General features: G+C 70.3%; 16 protein-coding genes. 9 read left to right on the top strand and 7 right to left on the bottom strand.

Going from position 1 to position 16,945, the window contains the following annotated elements:
* Window positions 1–126: 126 nt before the first annotated feature.
* Genes OG403_RS13610 through OG403_RS13600 form a run of 3 tightly spaced genes read right to left on the bottom strand, consistent with a single transcriptional unit; the run spans window position 127 to window position 4,135 of the window.
* Window positions 127–2,196 carry an ABC transporter ATP-binding protein gene (locus tag OG403_RS13610; protein WP_442910910.1) on the bottom strand — a complete coding sequence of 690 codons (2,070 nt, stop codon included), beginning with the start codon at window positions 2,194–2,196 and terminating at the stop codon, window positions 127–129.
* On the bottom strand, window positions 2,196–3,155 hold the full coding sequence (locus OG403_RS13605; RefSeq protein ID WP_329564396.1) for an ABC transporter permease: 960 nt from the start codon (window positions 3,153–3,155) through the stop codon (window positions 2,196–2,198). Before OG403_RS13605 ends, OG403_RS13610 begins: the two co-directional genes overlap by 1 nt.
* Window positions 3,155–4,135: an ABC transporter permease gene (locus OG403_RS13600; protein WP_329564394.1), complete on the bottom strand. Its 981-nt coding sequence runs from the start codon at window positions 4,133–4,135 to the stop codon at window positions 3,155–3,157. The genes OG403_RS13605 and OG403_RS13600 overlap by 1 nt, the downstream gene beginning before the upstream one ends.
* Window positions 4,136–4,545: 410 nt before the next feature.
* Here OG403_RS13600 and OG403_RS13595 point away from each other — a divergent pair, with 410 nt between their 5' ends.
* From OG403_RS13595 to OG403_RS13575, 5 genes are all read left to right on the top strand, one after another.
* Window positions 4,546–6,276 carry an ABC transporter family substrate-binding protein gene (locus tag OG403_RS13595; protein ID WP_329564392.1) on the top strand — a complete coding sequence of 577 codons (1,731 nt, stop codon included), beginning with the start codon at window positions 4,546–4,548 and terminating at the stop codon, window positions 6,274–6,276.
* A 490-nt stretch (window positions 6,277–6,766) separates the two neighbouring features.
* Window positions 6,767–7,963, top strand: coding sequence for a low temperature requirement protein A (locus OG403_RS13590; RefSeq protein ID WP_329564390.1), 1,197 nt, complete (start codon window positions 6,767–6,769; stop codon window positions 7,961–7,963).
* Between the two features lie 64 nt (window positions 7,964–8,027).
* Window positions 8,028–8,675 carry a pentapeptide repeat-containing protein gene (locus OG403_RS13585; protein WP_329564388.1) on the top strand — a complete coding sequence of 216 codons (648 nt, stop codon included), beginning with the start codon at window positions 8,028–8,030 and terminating at the stop codon, window positions 8,673–8,675.
* Between the two features lie 249 nt (window positions 8,676–8,924).
* Window positions 8,925–10,988 (top strand): phosphocholine-specific phospholipase C, encoded by a 2,064-nt coding sequence (locus tag OG403_RS13580; protein WP_329564385.1) that lies wholly within the window; start codon window positions 8,925–8,927, stop codon window positions 10,986–10,988.
* 417 nt (window positions 10,989–11,405) lie between these two features.
* Window positions 11,406–12,995, top strand: a complete 1,590-nt coding sequence (locus OG403_RS13575) for a DUF2142 domain-containing protein (RefSeq protein ID WP_329564383.1) — start codon at window positions 11,406–11,408, stop codon at window positions 12,993–12,995.
* A 114-nt stretch (window positions 12,996–13,109) separates the two neighbouring features.
* On the opposite strand, the gene OG403_RS13570 is transcribed toward OG403_RS13575, so the two are convergent.
* On the bottom strand, window positions 13,110–13,616 hold the full coding sequence (locus OG403_RS13570; protein WP_329564381.1) for a hypothetical protein: 507 nt from the start codon (window positions 13,614–13,616) through the stop codon (window positions 13,110–13,112).
* Window positions 13,617–13,812: 196 nt separating this feature from the next.
* On the opposite strand from OG403_RS13570, the gene OG403_RS13565 reads away from it, so the two are divergent.
* On the top strand, window positions 13,813–14,307 hold the full coding sequence (locus tag OG403_RS13565; RefSeq protein ID WP_329564379.1) for a cupin domain-containing protein: 495 nt from the start codon (window positions 13,813–13,815) through the stop codon (window positions 14,305–14,307).
* Between the two features lie 129 nt (window positions 14,308–14,436).
* Entirely contained in the window at window positions 14,437–14,961 is a 525-nt protein-coding gene (locus OG403_RS13560) for a hypothetical protein (protein ID WP_329564377.1), read from the top strand.
* Window positions 14,962–15,009: 48 nt separating this feature from the next.
* Here the strand turns inward: OG403_RS13560 and OG403_RS13555 are convergent, their stop codons facing one another.
* The 3 genes from OG403_RS13555 to OG403_RS13545 form a co-directional block, all read right to left on the bottom strand.
* The gene (locus OG403_RS13555) at window positions 15,010–15,216 is read right to left on the bottom strand and encodes a DUF397 domain-containing protein (protein ID WP_329564375.1); all 207 of its coding nucleotides are present in this window, start codon (window positions 15,214–15,216) and stop codon (window positions 15,010–15,012) included.
* Window positions 15,217–15,306: 90 nt separating this feature from the next.
* Window positions 15,307–15,522, bottom strand: coding sequence for a DUF397 domain-containing protein (locus tag OG403_RS13550; protein WP_329564373.1), 216 nt, complete (start codon window positions 15,520–15,522; stop codon window positions 15,307–15,309).
* Entirely contained in the window at window positions 15,504–16,349 is an 846-nt protein-coding gene (locus OG403_RS13545; protein WP_329564371.1) for a helix-turn-helix domain-containing protein, read from the bottom strand. Before OG403_RS13545 ends, OG403_RS13550 begins: the two co-directional genes overlap by 19 nt.
* A 106-nt stretch (window positions 16,350–16,455) precedes the next feature.
* Here OG403_RS13545 and OG403_RS13540 point away from each other — a divergent pair, with 106 nt between their 5' ends.
* Window positions 16,456–16,707 carry a hypothetical protein gene (locus OG403_RS13540; protein WP_329564369.1) on the top strand — a complete coding sequence of 84 codons (252 nt, stop codon included), beginning with the start codon at window positions 16,456–16,458 and terminating at the stop codon, window positions 16,705–16,707.
* Window positions 16,704–16,922 (top strand): hypothetical protein, encoded by a 219-nt coding sequence (locus tag OG403_RS13535; RefSeq protein ID WP_329564367.1) that lies wholly within the window; start codon window positions 16,704–16,706, stop codon window positions 16,920–16,922. Before OG403_RS13540 ends, OG403_RS13535 begins: the two co-directional genes overlap by 4 nt.
* The last annotated feature ends 23 nt before the right edge of the window (window positions 16,923–16,945 follow it).

Below are 16,945 nucleotides of genomic sequence, written 5' to 3'. Positions count from 1 at the left end.
GGCGGCCGCGCTGCGCCCGGCTCTCTGCTGGCACACGCTAGGTGGCGCCCGCCGCGGGTGCCCGCCGGATCGGGCGTCCGGGTGAGCGGACGTCAGGCCGGTGGGAGCCGGTCGGCTGAGGGGCGGTCAGGCCGGCTCGGCCGTCGGGTAGTGGCAGGCCGCCGCGTGGTCGGCGTCCGGGGCGGCCTCGGTGAGGGCGGGGGCGGTCGTCTCGCAGGCCGTGCGCTGCTCCGCGCCCAGGGTCGGGTAGATCGGGCAGCGCGGGCGGAAGGCGCAGCCGGTGGGGCGGCTGGTGGGGGAGGGCGGGTCGCCGGGAAGCAGCAGGCGGGTGCGGGCGCGTTCGGCGGCGGGGTCGGGCAGCGGGACGGCGGAGAGCAGGGCGCGGGTGTAGGGGTGGCGGGGGGCGGCGAAGACGGAGGCGATGGCGCCCTGCTCGACGGTGCGGCCCAGGTACATCACGCTGACCCGGTCGGCGAGGTGGCGGATCACCGAGAGGTCGTGGGAGACGAAGAGGTAGGCCAGGCCCAGCGAGGCCTTGAGCTCCTGGAGCAGGTTGAGGACGCCGGCCTGGATGGAGACGTCGAGTGCGGAGACCGGCTCGTCGAGCACCAGGAGTTCCGGGGAGAGGGCCAACGCCCGGGCGATGGAGATGCGTTGGCGCTGGCCGCCGGAGAACTCGTGCGGGTAGCGGGAGGCGTGGGCGGGGTCGAGGCCGACCTGGGCGAGCAGGGCGGGGATCCGGGCGGCGATCACGGCCCGTTCGGTGCCCAGGGCCCGCAGCGGCTCGGCGATGATGTCGCTGATCGGCATCCGGGGGTCGAGGGAGGCCATCGGGTCCTGGAAGACGATCTGGAGTCGCGAGCGCAGCTGGTGGGCGGCTGCCCGGGTCAGGGCGGCGGTGTCCTGGCCGAGCAGTTCGATCCGGCCGGCCTCGGGCTTGCCGAGGGCCAGGATCTCGAAGAGCGTGGTGGACTTGCCCGAGCCCGACTCGCCGACCAGGCCCAGGGTTTCACCGCGCCGGATGTCCAGCGAGACGCCGTCCACCGCGTAGACCTCGCCGACCTTGCGCTTGAAGACGCTGCCCATGAGGACGGGGAAGGTCTTGCGCAGGGCGGAGACGGTGAGGACCGCCGGCAGGTCGGCGCGAGCGGCGGGGGCGGGGGCCGGGGGGAGGACCGGGACGGGGTAGATGTCGGACGGCGCCGGGCGGGTCTCGGCCAGGTGGGCGGAGCGCAGGCAGGCGGCCTGGTGGTCGGCGGGACCGGCCAGCGCGGGTTCGAGCCGCAGGCACTCGTCGGTGGCCAGCGGGCAGCGGGCCGCGAACGGGCAGCCCGGCGGCAGCGCGTTGAGGGCCGGAGGGTTGCCGGGGATGGGGACGAGCGGGCCGCCGGCCCGGTCCAGCCGTGGCACGGCGCCGATCAGGCCGAGCGTGTAGGGGTGGTGGGGCGCGGTGAAGAGCTCGTCCACGGTGGCCCTCTCCACCACCCGCCCGGCGTACATCACCGCGACCCGGTCCGCCATCTGCGCGATCACCCCGAGGTCGTGGCTGACCAGCACCAGCGCGGCGCCGGTCTCCCGCTGCGCGGTGCGCAGCACGTCCAGCACCTGGGCCTGGATGGTGACGTCCAGCGCGGTGGTCGGCTCGTCGGCCAGCAGGATGTCGGGGTTGTTGGCGATGGCCATCGCGATCATCGCGCGCTGGCGCATGCCGCCGGAGAACTCGTGCGGGAAGTTGTACAGCGCGCCCCCCGGGTCGGGGATGCCGACCAGGTCGAGCAGTTCGGCGGCCCGGCGCCGGGCCGTCGCCTTGTCGGTCTTCTGGTGGACCCGCACCGCCTCGGCGATCTGGTCGCCGATCCGGTAGACCGGGGTGAAGGCGGAGAGCGGGTCCTGGAAGACCATCGAGATCCGCCGGCCGCGGATGCCGGCCAGCTCGCCGCCCGGCAGCCCGACCAGCTCGCGCCCGTCCAGCTGGACCGAGCCGCGCACGGTGGCGGTGCCGGGCAGCAGGCCGAGGACCGCGAGTGCGGTGACGGACTTGCCCGAGCCGGACTCGCCGACGATGCCGAGGGTCTCCCCGCGTTCGAGGGTCAGGTCCACGCCGCGCACGGCGGCGGTGGCCGCGCGCCTGCGGGCGCCGGCGAAGTCGACCCGCAGGTCGCGGATGGCCAGCAGGGGGGCTGCCACGGTTGTCATCAGGCGCTGCCTTTACGGGACTTGCGTTCGGAACGGGCCGAGCGCCGCCGTCCGGCCTGCGCCGTCGGGTCGAGCGCGTCGCGCAGCCCGTCGCCGATCAGGTTGACGGCGAGCACGAAGAGCACCAGCAGCCCGGCGGCGAAGTAGAACATCCAGGGGTAGCTGGGTGCGGCGTCCGTGCCGTCGGCGATCAGGGTGCCGAGCGAGACGTCGGGTGCCTTGACGCCGAAGCCGAAGTAGGAGAGTGCGGTCTCGCTCATCACGGCCGAGCCGACCGCGATGGTGGCGTCCACGATCAGGTAGGAGGCGGCGTTCGGCAGGATGTGCCGCCAGATGATCCGCAGCGGCCGCACGCCCATGAACTGGGCGGCGCGGACGAATTCGCGCTCCTTGAGCGAGATCGTCATCGAGCGGACCACCCGGGCGGTGATCATCCAGTTGAAGGCGGCCAGCAGCACCACGAAGGCGATCCAGCCGCTGCTCTGTAGCCGGGGCGAGATGATCGCGATGATCAGGAAGCTCGGGAAGACCAGCATCAGGTCGACGAAGAACATCAGCAACCGGTCGGTCCAGCCGCCGAAGTAGCCCGCGCAGGAGCCGACCAGGCCGGCCGCCACGGTGGACAGCAGCGCCACCAGCAGTCCGATGATCAGCGACTTCTGCAGCCCGCGCAGGGTCTGCGCGTAGACGTCCTGGCCGAGGCTGCCGGTGCCGAACCAGTGGGTGCTGGACGGGGGTTCGCGCAGCGCCGAGTAGTCGATGTCGGTGTAGCTCCAGTGCGTCAGGTAGGGCCCGACGAAGGCCAGCAGGAAGAGCAGCACGACCAGGGCCAGGCCCACCAGCGCGCCGGGGGCGGCCAGCAGGCGGGCCAGCACCAGGCGGCCCCGGCTCAGCGGAGCCTCGGCGGCGGGGGCCGCCGCGGGCTCGTCCAGCACGGCGGTCACCACGGAGTCCCCCATCAGGCACGCACCCGGGGGTCCAGGGCGGCGTGCAGCGTGTCGGCCAGGAAGCCGGAGGCCAGGATGGTCACCGCGGTGAAGAGGTTGACCGCGACCACCGAGTTGATGTCGTTCTCGTCGATCGAGTTGATGAACCACTCGCCCATCCCGTGCCAGCCGAAGATCACCTCGGTGAAGGTGGCGCCGACGAAGATGCCCAGGATGTTGTAGGCGAAGAGGGTCGACATCGGGATCACGGCGGTCCGCAGACCGTGTCTGAGCAGGGCCTGACGGCGGGTCAGCCCCTTGGCCTCGGCGGTGCGCAGGTAGTCCGAGCCGAGCACGTCCAGCATGGTGCTGCGCTGGTAGCGGCTGTAGGTGGCGATGCCGCCGAGCGCCAACGAGAGGGTGGGCAGCAGCAGATGGACGCCCCAGTCGACCAGGTGCGCGCCCAGGCCGCCGGTCAGCCCGGGGGTCTGGTAGCCGGTGAAGTTGATCAGCTGGTGCCCGGACGCCTGGTTGAGGGCGATCGCGCCGTTCTTCAGGAAGAGCGCGACCAGGAAGACCGGGGAGGACAGCAGCACGAACGAGAAGACCGTCAACGCCCGGTCGGAGAAGCGGTACTGGCGCACCGCGCCCCAGGCGCCGGCGGCCACGCCGAGCACCGTGCCGAGCAGGCTGCCGATCACCAGCAGGCGCAGCGAGACCCAGAGCCGGCGCCCGAAGTCGGCGTTGACCGAGGTGTTGTTGATGGTCTGGCCCAGGTCGCCGTGGACCAGTCCGTCCGCCCAGTGGCCGAAGCGCACCACCACGGGGGTGTGGTCGTTGATGCCGAGCGCGGTCAACTGCCGGTCCACCGAGGCGGCGGACGGGCGGGGCGTCTTGTTCTCGAAGTACGTCCGGGGGTTGAGCGCGGCGCTGGAGAGCGCGTAGGCGAGGAACACCGAGACGATCAGGAGGACCAGGTAGTAGGCGAAGCGCTTCGCCAGGTAGCGCAGCATCAGCGGCGCCCGGTGGGGCGCCCGCCGGGACTCCCGATCATCATGACCAATTGCCTTCGCTCGATGGGGGTTTGGAGCAACTTCGCGCAGCGGAATTCTCGGACCGAGCGTTCGGCCGGTCAAGACCATGTGCGGAACCACTTCGGCCGGTTTGGTGAAGTAGCAGGTCAGAGTCTTGCAGCCGGTTGCGGACAGGGTGTTTCGGCCGTGTTGCCTCCTGTTGCGATTCGATCAGGAGTGAACACCGGCCTCTGGTGGCCGAACTGATCCGCTGTTACGTTCTGCTGGCCGGGCACCCACTTGGCTGCCCACGTTCAAGCCCCGTCACACCTGGCGGACCGGAGGCGCTCCGTACCTCGGCACGCACCACCCGCTCGAACGCTCACTCGACTCCTGGGGAGGGACCCTCCATGGATGCCACCACGCGGCGTGGCCGCGACCGTTCGCGCCTCGCGCGCACGCAGCTCACCCGCTCGCTGGTCGCGGCCACCGCGCTCGCCATGGTGGTGACCGGCTGCAGCTCCAGCTCGTCGACGTCCGGTGCGAGCGCCCCCCAGAGCGCGGTGCCCAAGCTCAACGCCGAGGACATCAACCCGCAGCCGGTGAGCGCGCTGAAGCAGGGCGGCGTGTTCCGCTCCTGGCTGCAGCAGTGGATCGACCAGTGGAACCCGTACCAGGTGGACGGCACCTACGGGGACTCGCAGGAGATCATGAAGATGGTCGAGCCGCTGCTCTTCCGGATCGACGCCAGCGGCACCTTCCAGCCGGTCCCCGAGTTCCTGCAGTCCGCGAAGGTGGTCTCCAGCTCGCCGCAGGTGGTGCTCTACACGCTCAACCCCAAGGCGCACTGGTCGGACGGGAAGCCGCTGAGCTACCTGGACTTCAAGGCGGTCTGGCAGGCCGACAACGGCAGCAACCCGGCCTACAACTCGGCCAACACCACCGGCTACAACCAGATCAGCGACGTTTCGCAGGGCGACGACCCGACCCAGGTCAAGGTCACCTTCTCGACCCCGTTCGCCGACTGGCAGAGCCTCTTCTACCCGCTGCTGCCGGCCGCCGGGATCTCCACCCCGGACGCGTTCAACAAGGGCTGGATCGACAACATCCCGATCACCGGCGGTGCCTTCAAGCTCGGCGCCCAGGACAAGTCCGCGCAGACCATCACGGTGGTGCCGGACCCCAACTGGTGGGGCGACAAGCCGGTGCTGGACAAGTTCACCTACCAGGTGCTCGCCCTCCCGGCGGTCACCCAGGCCTTCCTCAACAACGAGGTGGACGTCGCCAGCGCGGGCACCGCGGACTCCTACGGCCAGCTCAAGGCCGACCCGAACGCGGTGATCCGCACCGCGGGTCCGTGGGACGAGGTGCACATCTCGTTCGGCTCCAACGGCGCGATGGCCGACCAGACGGTCCGTCAGGCGCTCGGCAAGGCGATCGACCGCACCGCGCTGATCAAGGTGGTGAGCCAGGGGGTGCCGGTCACCTTCCCGGAGCTGGGCAACCACATCTTCATGACCAACCAGGCCGGCTACCAGGACAACTCCGGCCAGTGGGGCAAGTTCGACCCGGCCGCCGCCAAGCAGCTGCTCACCCAGGCGGGTTGGCAGGACGCGGGCGCGGGCAAGCCGCGGACCAAGGACGGCCAGCAGCTGGAGCTGCACTTCGTGCTCTCGCAGGGCTCGCCGCAGGCGACCGACGACATGGCCACCGCGGTGCAGAGCATGCTGGCCCAGGTCGGGGTGAAGCTGGACGTCGACAAGGTGCCGGCCAACGACTACGACGAGAAGTACATCAACGCCGGCAAGTTCGACCTGGCGACCTGGCGCAACACCGGTTCCTTCCCGCCCTCGGAGGCCATCCCGAACTACCAGGAGCCGAGCGGTGACAACGTCTACGAGAACTACTCCAAGCTGAGCACCCCGGAGATCGACAGCCTGCTCAAGCAGGCCGCCTCCACCCTGGACCCGGTGGCCGCCGCCAAGATCTACAACCAGGCGGACGCCGAGATCTGGGCGCTCGGCCAGTCGCTGGAGATCTACCAGCGCCCGTCGGTGGTCGCGTACCGCAAGGGACTGGCCAACTACGGGGCCAGCGGCCTGGCGGACATCGACTACACCAAGGTCGGCTGGCAGAAGTAGGCCGCGAACCATGGCCTGACGGAACGTCGGAGAGCGCGCTGTCGGGCAGCGCGGTGATCACGAGGCCGGTGCGGCGCCGGACCAGGGGGATGTCCTCCCCCCTCCGGAGCCGCGCCGGCCTTGACCTTCCGCGTTGCCCGCAGGACGCCTTTCTCGCTGTTCCCTTGGGAGGGAATCTATCGGGACATTCGGGGCGAGCATGCCGCGCGACACCCCGGGCGGGTGCCGGTGGGGACGCTGTCACCCGGTTCGCGCACTCCTACGTCAACTCTCTTTGACCGGTGGCGGACGGGCCGGCGGGCGGTTGCGCGGCCCAGGTGACGCTCCGCCGTGGCGTGCCGTCGCGGTGCGTGCGCGGAACACCGTCGGCTGCCACGATCGGGCCGGGCGGGCGCGGCGCGTCGTGCCGTCGCCGAAGCGCGTCGAGCGCGTCGAGCGCGTCGAGGCGCCGGTGCCGCCCGCCGCCGAACCCCCAGGGAGAGTCGCACCGATGACCGCAGGACCCGAAGCCGCCGAGCCGGCGCCGGCCGGCACCGACCCCGTGGTGCGGCGGATGGTGCCGCGCAGCCGGAACGAGGCGCACCGCACCGCCACCTCGCTGGAACTCTTCTTCGACCTCTGCTTCGTGGTCGCGGTGGCCCAGGCCGGGCGGCAGTTGGCGATCGCCCTCGCCGAGGGGCACCTGCGGGTGGCCCTGGTCGGCTACCTCTTCACGTTCTTCGCCGTCTGGTGGGCCTGGATGAACTTCACCTGGTTCGCCTCCGCGTACGACTGCGACGACGTGCCGTACCGGATCACCACGCTGGTGCAGATCACCGGCGCGCTGATCCTGGCCGCCGGGATCCCGCGGCTCTTCCAGGACCGCGACTTCACCCTGGGCGTGCTCGGCTACGTGGTGATGCGCCTGGCGCTGGTCACCCAGTGGCTGCGGGCCGCGCAGGGGGAGAGCGGCGCGGCCCGTTCGATGGCCCGCGCCTACGCGGGCGGTATCGCGCTGGTGCAGGTCGGCTGGGTGCTGGTGCTGCTGCTGCCGGACTCGGCGATCCCCTGGGTGATGCCGCTGGGGGTGATCGCCGAGCTGTCGGTCCCGGCCTTCGCCGAGCGGCGGGTGCAGAGCGCCTGGCACCCGCACCACATCGCGGAGCGGTACGGGCTGTTCACCCTGATCGTGCTCGGCGAGACGGTCTCGGCGGCCACCGTCGCGGTGCAGACCGCGGTGGACGAGCACGAGGCGCTGGGCAAGCTGGTCCCGATCGCGATCGGCGGCGTCCTGCTCTGCTTCGCGGCCTGGTGGATCTACTTCGCCGCGCCGATCCACGAGCACCTGCGGTCCAACCGGCAGGCCTTCCTCTGGGGTTACGGCCACTATCTGATCTTCGGGTCGGCCGCCGCGATCGGTGCGGGCATCGAGGTCGCGGTCGAGCACGCGGTCAGCCAGGCGCACATCTCGGCGGCCGCCGCGACCGCCGCCGTCACGGTGCCGGGCGCGCTCTACCTGATCACCGTCTGGGCCCTGCACTCGCGGCACAGCAAGACCGGCGCCGCGCAGTGGGTGCTGCCGGTGGCCGCGGCGGCGGTGCTGGCCTGCACCGCGCTCGGCGGGGCGGGGGTGCTCGCGGCCGGGCTGGTCGGGGCGGCGGCGGTGGCGGTGGGGGTGTGGCTGCACAGCCGGGAGGCGGTCGCCTGAGCGGGTTTGTCGGAGGCGGCTGGGAGGATGGCGTGCCCGCCTTGTCCGTGTTCGGAGGAACCCCGTGCCGCTGCGCTCACTCGCCGACCAGCCCTACGCCCACCTGCTCCAGCCGCACCCCGGCCCGCCGCGCCAGGACGGGCGCTACGACACCGCGCACTTCGAGGGCCTGGTGCTGGAGGGTGCCCAGGCGAGCGGCGCGCTCTTCCTGGAGTGCGCGTTCACCGACGTCGCGCTGACCGAGGTGCGGCTGCGCCAGGCCCGGTTCACCGAGGCCTGGCTGGAGCGGTGCCGCCTGGTGGCCTGCGAACTGGTGGAGAGCGAGTGGCAGGACGTCACCGCGCAGGGCGGCCTGTTCGCGGGGGTGTCGGCGTACGGCGCGCAGCTGCGGCGGCTGACGGTGCGCCAGTGCAAGCTGGAGTCGGTCAACCTGCGGGGCGCGGTGCTGCGGGACGTGGTCTTCGAGGACTGCCAGTTGCGCGATGTGGACTTCGGCGGCGCGAAGTTGACCGGGGTGACCTTTCCCGGCAGCTCGCTGGAGCAGGTCCGGTTCGGCGGCGCCACGCTGGCCAAGACCGACCTGCGCGGGGCGCGCCGACTGGAACTGCCGGACGGTCACGAAGGGCTGCGCGGCGCGCTGATCTCCTCCGCCCAGCTGATCGAGCTGGCACCGCAGTTCGCCCAGGCACTCGGCGTGCAGGTGCGCGACTGATCGCCAACCCGATGCGGCCCGCCGTTCACCTGCCGGTCGTTCGCTGACCGGGCAGCGAACAGTCCGACAAGCCTCGGTGCAAGACCCTGGCGCCTGCGGCCCGGGTGGGCCACGATGTGCGCGGCCCACGTTGTATGGACAACCCAGCGTCTGATCGACCCAACGTGCGGACAGGGCCGAGGTGCCCGGCAGTCGCCGGTGCGCCGGCAGCCGCCAGGTGCGGCGACACCGAAGGGTTTGGCGATCCGGATGACAGAGCTCAGTCGCAGGACGTTCATGGCGGCGTCGGCCAGTGTCGCGGCAGGCGTCGCGGTGGCCGGGACGGTCGGCGCGGACGCCGCGCCGGCGGCCACCACCAAGAGCACCGCGCAGCTCAGCACCACGGGCACCATCACCGACGCCCAGCACATCGTGATCCTGATGCAGGAGAACCGCAGCTTCGACCACTACTTCGGCACCCTGCGGGGCGTGCGCGGTTTCGCCGACCGCAGCGCGATCCAGATCGCCGGCGGCTACAGCGTCTTCAACCAGCCCAACAGCGCCTCCGCCCGCCAGTACCCCTGGGCCTTCAACCCCGCCGCCACCGGCCCCGGTTCGAGCCCGGAGACCACCGCCCAGTGCAACGGCGACCTCGCGCACGCCTGGTCCGACCAGCACAAGGCCTGGAACGGCGGCAAGATGGACTCCTGGGTGTCCGCCAAGGGCACCGTGCGCACCCTGGGCCACCTGCAGCGCTCGGACATCCCGTTCCACTACGCGCTGGCCGACAACTGGACCATCTGCGACGCCTACCACTGCTCGGTGCTGAGCGCGACCGGCCCCAACCGCACGTACCACTGGTCCGGCATGATCGACCCGAACGGCACCGCCGGCGGCCCGGCCTACGACGGCGGCTCCGAGTCGGGCCTGGGCTGGCAGACCTACGCCGAGGCGCTGGAGAACGCCGGCTACAGCTGGAAGGTCTACCAGAACGCCGCCGACAACTTCGGCGACAACGCCCTGGCCTACTTCAAGCAGTTCGCCGGCGCCCCGGCCGGCAGCGACCTCGCGGTCAAGGGCATGGGCTCGGTACCGAAGGTCACCGGCCGCACCCCCGACGACATCGCCGCCGCGATCCAGGCCGACGTGCTGGCCGGCACGCTGCCGCAGGTCTCCTGGGTGGTCGCCGACCAGCAGTCCTCGGAGCACCCGTACGCCACCCCCGAGGACGGCGCGCACTTCGTGCACCTGGTGATGAACGCGCTGAACGCGGACCCCAACGTGTTCAACTCGACCATCCTGCTGCTCAACTACGACGAGAACGACGGCTTCTTCGACCACGTGCCGCCGCCGGTCGCCCCCGCCGGCACCGCCGGCGAGTTCTACAGCTCGACCAACATCGGCATGGGCTTCCGGGTCCCGCTGATCGCCATCTCGCCCTGGAGCCGCGGCGGCTGGGTCAACTCCCAGGTCTTCGACCACACTTCGGTGCTGCGCTTCCTGGAGGTCTGGACGGCGGCGCAGGGCACGCCGGCCAACTGCGTGAACATCAGCGACTGGCGGCGCGGTGTCAGCGGTGACCTGACCAGCGTCTTCGACTTCGCCAACCCGGTCTACGGGATGCCCGCGCTGCCCGACACCTCGCAGACCATCGGCCTGGCCACCTGCGGCCCGCTGGGCAATCCCTCGCCGACCGACAACGCGCTGCCCGCCCAGGAGTCCGGCACCCGTCCGGCCCGCGCGCTGCCCTACCAGCCGAACGCCAACCTGGACCACCTGGAGCTGGACAGCTCCTCGGTGATGAAGGTCTGGCTGAAGATGGACAACGACGGCTCGCAGACCACCCACTTCGCCGCCTACGTCAACGCCTACCGCAGCGGCGGCCCGTGGCAGTACACGATCGCCCCCGGCAGCACCACCAGCGACTTCTTCAACTGCGGCGCCGGCTACGGCAGCGGCCCCTACGACCTGAGCGTGATCGGCCCCAACCGCTTCCTGCGCCGCTTCCAGGGCGACACCACCAAGGCGGGCAAGAACCTGCTGGTGACCGCCTCCTACGCGGCCTCCCCGGACACCGGTGACCTGGCCGTCTGGTTCGAGCTCGCCAACAACGGCACCAGCTCGGTGACCTTCACCATCACCTCGAACAACTACCGCACCGACGGCCCCTGGACCTACACCGTCGCGGCCGGCCAGAGCGCCAGCGACTACTTCAACGCCGTCAGCTACAACAACGGCTGGTACGACTTCACCGTGACGGTGAACGCCGACGCCGGCTTCTCGCAGCGCTTCACCGGTCACCTGGAGACAGGGGCCACCAGCGTCACCGGCTGACCGAACGCCGACGTGACAACGCCAGGGCGGGCCGTTCACCCCGGGGCTCCGGAGCGAACGGCCCGCCCTGACACGTCCGGCTGCCGCCGGGCCCGTCCCGCGGTGTTGCGGCACCCGCCGCGGGGGCCAACGAAACCCGTGCGGAGCGACGATCCACTGTGCACAGAGAGAAGTCGTCCGGTCACTCAGCGCAGGGATTTGTGCCGACCTGCCGACGAGGGGGGTATCTCGTGCAGAAGCCGCAGTGGGCAAGCCATAGGATGCGTCGGAGGTGCTAGGTCGCCAGAGGACATCCCAGCCCGGTTCTGGGGGTCGGGTTTCGCACCGTACGGCCATCCGATGGTGTTGCGCCGCTGTCGGTGCCGTCATGTCCCGAGTCAGATATCGCCGCGCGCATGGTATGAGGACTGCTTCAGGGTGACAGAGAATTTCAAGCGGTTGGGTGCGGGCCTCGTGCGCACCCCCAGGCGCCTCTGGGGAGTCGCCTTCATCGTGTTCTTCGCCCTCGCCGGCGCCTGGTCGATGGCCACCCCGATGACCGCCTCGCCGGACGAGCCCGCCCACATCGTGCGGGCGGCGGCGGTGGTCCGGGGCCAGTTCAACGGCCCCGAGGTCTTCCTGTGGCAGAAGGTCCACAACCAGGAAACGGCCTTCTCGGAGACCGGGGCCCAGCTGCCGCAGTGGTACGCCGGGCTGCGCGACCTCAACCAGTGCTACGTGCAGCTCGATTGGCGGTCGGCGGCCTGTGCGCCGCCGGTCGGCAACTCGGAGAAGATCGTCCAGGTCAGCACCGCGGCCGGACGCTACAACCCGATGTACTACCTGGCCGTCGGCTGGCCGAGCCTCTTCTCGTCCGGTGACACCACGGTCTACCTGATGCGGCTGGCCTCCGCTGCCTTCAACGCCGCGCTGCTGGCGAGCGCGGTGGTCACGGCCGCGGAATGGCGCCGAAGGTCCCTCGTCATGCTCGGGCTGGTCACGGCGGCCGTGCCGATGACGTTCTTCCTGAGCGGTGTGGTCAATCCGAACGGCGTCGAGGCCACGTCCAGTGTGGTGGTGTGGGTAGGCCTGCTCTCCCTGCTGATGAGCCCCGACCGGGCGCTGCTCAAGCGGCGGCTCCTGCGGGTCGCCGTGGCGGGTTCGATCCTGGTCAACGTCAGACCGCTGGGCATGGGCTGGCTCGGTGTGGCGGTGGTGACCGCGGCGCTGGTCGCCGAGCGCGGGGCGATCAGGCAGCTGCTGCGCGAGCGGGCGGCCTGGTTCACGGCCGGAGCGCTGCTGGTGGCGTCGGCGCTCGGAATGGTCTGGGCACTGACCCACCCGGACCACAGCTACCTGAAGGTGGACCAGCACTACGGGCCGATGGCCGCGGCCACGCTGGTGCTTGACAACACCCCCGACTACACCGCTCAGATGATCAACAACTTCGGCTGGCTGGACACCCCCGGGCCCGCGGTCACCCTCTGGTTCTGGATCGCCATCGCGGCCCTGCTCTCGCTCCTCGCGCTGTGCTTCGGCAAGCTGCGCGAGTCGGTGGGCCTGCTGGGGATCTACGTCGGCATCGTCGCGATCCCGGTGGCCGCGCAGGTCATGGAGATCAACTCGGTCGGACTGATCTGGCAGGGCCGGTACATCCTGGCCGTCGCGGCCGGGCTCCCGATCCTGGCGGCGATGATCTGCGCGAAGCGGGCACCGGAGAGCAGCCTTCCGTGGCGCAGGCTGGCCATCATCTGCGGCTCGGTGCTGACCGGCATCAACCTGTGCGCCTTCTTCTGGGTGCTGCGGCGCTATGTGGTGGGAAGCGGCCGAAGCCTGCTGACTCACTCGGCCGCCTGGAACCCGCCGGGCACCTGGATGCTCTGGTTCGCGCTGTACGCGCTGGCGCTCGGCGCGGAGCTGGTCATACTGATGGTTCCCGAGCGCAAGATCGAGGACGGCGCCCGCGCCGAGGGTCAGGCGGAGCCGGGCCGCCGCGCTCACGCGCGCCGGCTCCTGGTGCGCAACTGACGCCGAGCCCGCGAAGCACCGAGAAGCCCCCCGCCCTTCGAGGGCGGGGGGCTTCTCGGTGCTTCGCCGACTGCCCGGTGCTCCGTGGAGATCGTCCTCCGGGTCTGGCGCCGATCAGGTGTAGCAGTAGTCGAGGTTGCCCTGCTGGCCGTTGTAGGTGTTGGTGGCCCAGGTGGCGTTGCCGGCGGTGTTGTAGAAGACGAAGTTGCCGTCGTTCTGCAGCACGGCCTGGCCGCCGGGGGCCGGGCTGAGGGCGCCCAGGGTGCAGACGACGCCGTTGGAGCTGTTCAGCAGCTTGACGTAGCCCGACTGCGACCAGTCGAGCTGGGTGACGCCCTTGCCGTCGGTGCCGCTTGCCCAGAGGGCTGTGCCGTTGCCGTTGTAGAGCACGAAGTTGCCGTCGGCCTGGAGAATGATCTCGTAGCCGTTGTTGGCGTTGTAGGTGTAGTAGTTGCTGGACCAGTTGCCCTGCGCGAGGGTGAAGGTCGCGGTCTGGATGCCGGCGCCGACGGTGGCGTTGGCCCCGGTGGCGGTGAGGCTCAGTGCGGCGGCGACGGCGGTGCCGACCAGGGTGGCCTTGGTGACGGCGCGACGCACGCGCTGCCGGGTACGAGCGGTCATGTGTTGCTTCCTTCCCAGCGAACGAACTGATGCCGTGTTGGCAGGCCCAAGCATCCGAGAGCGTCGTATCGTGGGCGTATCGCCTACTGGCAGTTGGTCAGGGACCGCTGTTCGGGCCAGAGTTGCGGTGATGTCACGGATCGGGTGTCCCGGCGATCATCTGGGGGAGAGGTCCGCAATCCGAGGAGTGTCACCCATGACCGCGATCGACCCGAACGCCATCGAGCCCGTCCTGATGCGCGCGAGCGAGATGGAGCAGCTCGGCAGCGCCGGTTTCACCATGCGGCTGCTGGCCGACGGCGGCGACACCGGTGGGGCGCTGAGCGCCATCCGCGCCAAGATGGCGAAGGGTACGGCCGGCGCGACGCCGCACCTGCACCGCCGTTCGTCGGAGATCTTCTTCGTCCTGGAGGGCGGGCTGGACGTGCTGGTCGGCGAGCAGATCGTGACGGCCCGGGAGGGCGATTTCCTGCTGGTGCCACCGGGGTTGGCGCACGCCTTCCGCACTCCGGCCGACATCGGGGTGGACATGCTCTTCGTGATGCCGGGTGCCGACCGCTTCGAGTACTTCCGGCTGCTCGACCGGATCCAGCGCGGTCTGGCCGACCGGCAGGAGCTGCTGGACACGCAGGAGCGCTTCGACAACCACTTCCTGTCCAGCCCGGTGTGGGAGGGCTCGGCGGCGCGGTAGGGGCGGGCGGCGGGCGTCGGCGGGAGGCGTCGGCGGTGGCACTGACGGGCGGGTGCGGTGCCGGGATGAGCCGATAACACGTATGTCTGAGCTGACCATTAGAGTCCGCTCATGATGAGAACTGATCGTATGTCAATTGTCGCTCTTGCCGGCCTCTCCATCCTCCTGGTCGCCGGCTGCGGATCCACCAGCACCTCCACCCCCGCGAAGGGCGCCCAGGCGGCACCCGCCAACGGTGCCGCTGCGGGAGGCGGCACCGCTGCGAAGCCGTCCGGGGTGCCCGGTGACGGTATCGGGGGCAGCGGCACCATCACGCTGTCCGCGGGGAGCACCTACCACTTCACCACGGTGGCCTGCCTGGGCGAGAAGTCCCCGTCCGGCAAGCTGACCATGTCCGGCACGGCCGACGACGGCAGCGGCACCGGCCCGGCCGTCGTCATCGGCTTCGACGGTGCGGGGCAGTTCTCGCTGACGATGACCGTCCCCGATGCCACCGCTCCCAAGGTCTGGAGCGGTCAGTCCGCAGTCGGTGCGGCGGCCAGCCGCACCGCTGACACCGTCAAGTTCACCGACCTGCCGATCACCGAGATGACCGGGGGCGCGGCCAAGGCCACCGGCACCCTGAAGTGCTCGGGGACGCAGGCGCTGAGCTGATCCCACCGGTTGCCCGGGTGCTCCTCGCCTCTTGGGGGTGAGGAGCAGTTAGGCGGGTCGGAGGCTGCCGGCGGCGGTGCTGCGGGCGAAGGCGCGCCAGGCGTCGGGGGTGAAGGTGAGGGCGGGGCCGTGGGGGTCCTTGGAGTCGCGGACGGGGACGAGGTGGGGGAGGTTGGGGGCCCACTCGATGCAGTCGCCGCCGTTGTTGCTGTGGGAGGACTTGAGCCAGGTGGGGGCGGGCAGGTGAAGGGTCATGAGGGGTGCTCCTTGATGTGACGAGTGGTCAGGGAATGGAGCTGGCCCCGTGCTCCGGGCTGGAGTGACGGGGCCTTGGTGGTGCGTTGATCAGCGGGTGTTGAACTCGCCGGCGGCGGTGCTGCGGGCGAAGGCGCGCCAGGCGTCGGTGGTGAAGACGAGGGCGGGGCCGTGGGGGTCCTTGGAGTCGCGGACGGGGACGGAGCCGAGGGGAGCGAACTCCGGAGCCCACTCGACGCAGTTGCCGCCGTTGTCGCTGTATCCCGACTTCACCCACCGAGCGTCGGTCAGGTCGATGTGGAGCATTCAAGTTCCTTCCGAACAGCGCGGATCCTGGTGAGTGAAGCCGCCTTGGACAGCGACTCTACTTGCAGCTGATCGTAGTCTCTCTCCCATGCGGCAATGGGCTCGCGCCCACGCTCAAGGTAGCCGCGCAGTTGAGACTCCGAGTAGCCGACAACCGTGTGATCTGGCAGTGACAACAGCACCACTGGGAGAGTGAAGGGCCTGTGCTCCCCGAGGCTGAACGGTGCTACTTGGAGCGTGATGTGCGGACGGATCGCCAGCGCCTCAAGATGATGGAGCTGCTCAGCCATCACGTTGAGGCCTCCCACCGGCCGCACTAGGCAGCTCTCGTCCATGACCGCGTGGATGATCGGTGGACGCTTCTGATCGAGTACCCGCCGCTGACGGGCCGCCAGATAAGCGATCCGTTCGTCCGCCTGCTCCTGGGTGATGCTGCCCCGCTGGACGGCTGCCAAAGCCAGGGCAGCGGTGTAGCTGGGCACTTGGAAGAGACCTGGGATCACGCCGAGTTCGAACGTCCGCAAGCGTCGGCACCGGCCCTCGCACTCGGCGAACTCCTCGATGCCCTCAAGTAGCGCGGCGCGGCTGTACCTTCGCCAGAGCTCGAAGAAGAACCCGTCCGTTCCGAACGCTTCGTCGGCTTTAACGGCGAAGTTCTTTGTTGGAGGGCGCTTCCCCCGTTCGACGTACGACACCAGCGTGTTTGAGAAGCCCATGCGCTTGCCGGTCTGGACCTGCGACCAGCCCTTGGCCCGCCGTGACCTGCGGAACTCGGAGGCGAAGCGAGTCTGGGGAGATGACGTCGGGTCAGTTTCGCGCTCGTTCATGATCGTTCGAACCTTCCACGCGCAGGATTTGTCAAGGTTCAAGCCCTGGTGAGCGTACCTCCGCATGCCGATGCTTGTAATCAGTTCGCTACGGAGAGGAATGGCCATGAGCACGCGCAGAACACCCCCACCCACCCTCTACACCCCCCAGCCCAACGAGCTGGTCCGTGACGCCAAACACCACCTGACCGGCCACTACATGGGCCCCGGCTTCGGCAAGCACCCCACCGTCTTCCTCCGCCCGCCCGGTGGCGGGTGCGAGTGGGAGACCCCCGCGAGTGAGATCCAACCGCTCATCGAAGCGCCGGAGTTGCGCGCCGTTCGCGCCCCCGTCCGCCCCCGCGAGGGCTCCGCGTGAAGCCCCCCGTCGCGCTCCCGCCCCGGCATCAGTGGCGGTTCGGCTGGTGCGCGTGCTGCGACCGGCAGACCCTGATCGCCCCCGGCCCGCAGATCGCCACCGACACCGGACCCGTGACCCTCCCGTACTGCGTGGACGGCTTCGAACGGGCCGGCCGCTACGTCCACCGGACGCGGCTGCGCTCCGCGCGAGCCGACCTGAACCTCCCCCGGTGAGATCGGAAGAACCGAAGGAACGA

The sequence above is a fragment of the Kitasatospora sp. NBC_01266 genome (assembly GCF_036242395.1).
GTDB lineage: Bacteria > Actinomycetota > Actinomycetes > Streptomycetales > Streptomycetaceae > Kitasatospora.
The sequence above is the reverse complement of the archived record's forward strand: the minus strand, read 5'-3'. Positions and strand labels throughout refer to the sequence as shown.

Bases quoted from the DNA above. Each gene is read 5' to 3' on its own strand.
- OG403_RS13610 (WP_442910910.1), bottom strand. From the start codon at position 2,196: ATGACAACCGTGGCAGCCCCCCTGCTGGCCATCCGCGACCTGCGGGTC.
- OG403_RS13605 (WP_329564396.1), bottom strand. From the start codon at position 3,155: ATGGGGGACTCCGTGGTGACCGCCGTGCTGGACGAGCCCGCGGCGGCC.
- OG403_RS13600 (WP_329564394.1), bottom strand. From the start codon at position 4,135: ATGCTGCGCTACCTGGCGAAGCGCTTCGCCTACTACCTGGTCCTCCTG.
- OG403_RS13595 (WP_329564392.1), top strand. From the start codon at position 4,546: ATGGATGCCACCACGCGGCGTGGCCGCGACCGTTCGCGCCTCGCGCGC.
- OG403_RS13590 (WP_329564390.1), top strand. From the start codon at position 6,767: ATGACCGCAGGACCCGAAGCCGCCGAGCCGGCGCCGGCCGGCACCGAC.
- OG403_RS13580 (WP_329564385.1), top strand. From the start codon at position 8,925: ATGACAGAGCTCAGTCGCAGGACGTTCATGGCGGCGTCGGCCAGTGTC.
- OG403_RS13570 (WP_329564381.1), bottom strand. From the start codon at position 13,616: ATGACCGCTCGTACCCGGCAGCGCGTGCGTCGCGCCGTCACCAAGGCC.
- OG403_RS13565 (WP_329564379.1), top strand. From the start codon at position 13,813: ATGACCGCGATCGACCCGAACGCCATCGAGCCCGTCCTGATGCGCGCG.
- OG403_RS13560 (WP_329564377.1), top strand. From the start codon at position 14,437: ATGTCAATTGTCGCTCTTGCCGGCCTCTCCATCCTCCTGGTCGCCGGC.
- OG403_RS13555 (WP_329564375.1), bottom strand. From the start codon at position 15,216: ATGACCCTTCACCTGCCCGCCCCCACCTGGCTCAAGTCCTCCCACAGC.
- OG403_RS13550 (WP_329564373.1), bottom strand. From the start codon at position 15,522: ATGCTCCACATCGACCTGACCGACGCTCGGTGGGTGAAGTCGGGATAC.
- OG403_RS13545 (WP_329564371.1), bottom strand. From the start codon at position 16,349: ATGAACGAGCGCGAAACTGACCCGACGTCATCTCCCCAGACTCGCTTC.
- OG403_RS13540 (WP_329564369.1), top strand. From the start codon at position 16,456: ATGAGCACGCGCAGAACACCCCCACCCACCCTCTACACCCCCCAGCCC.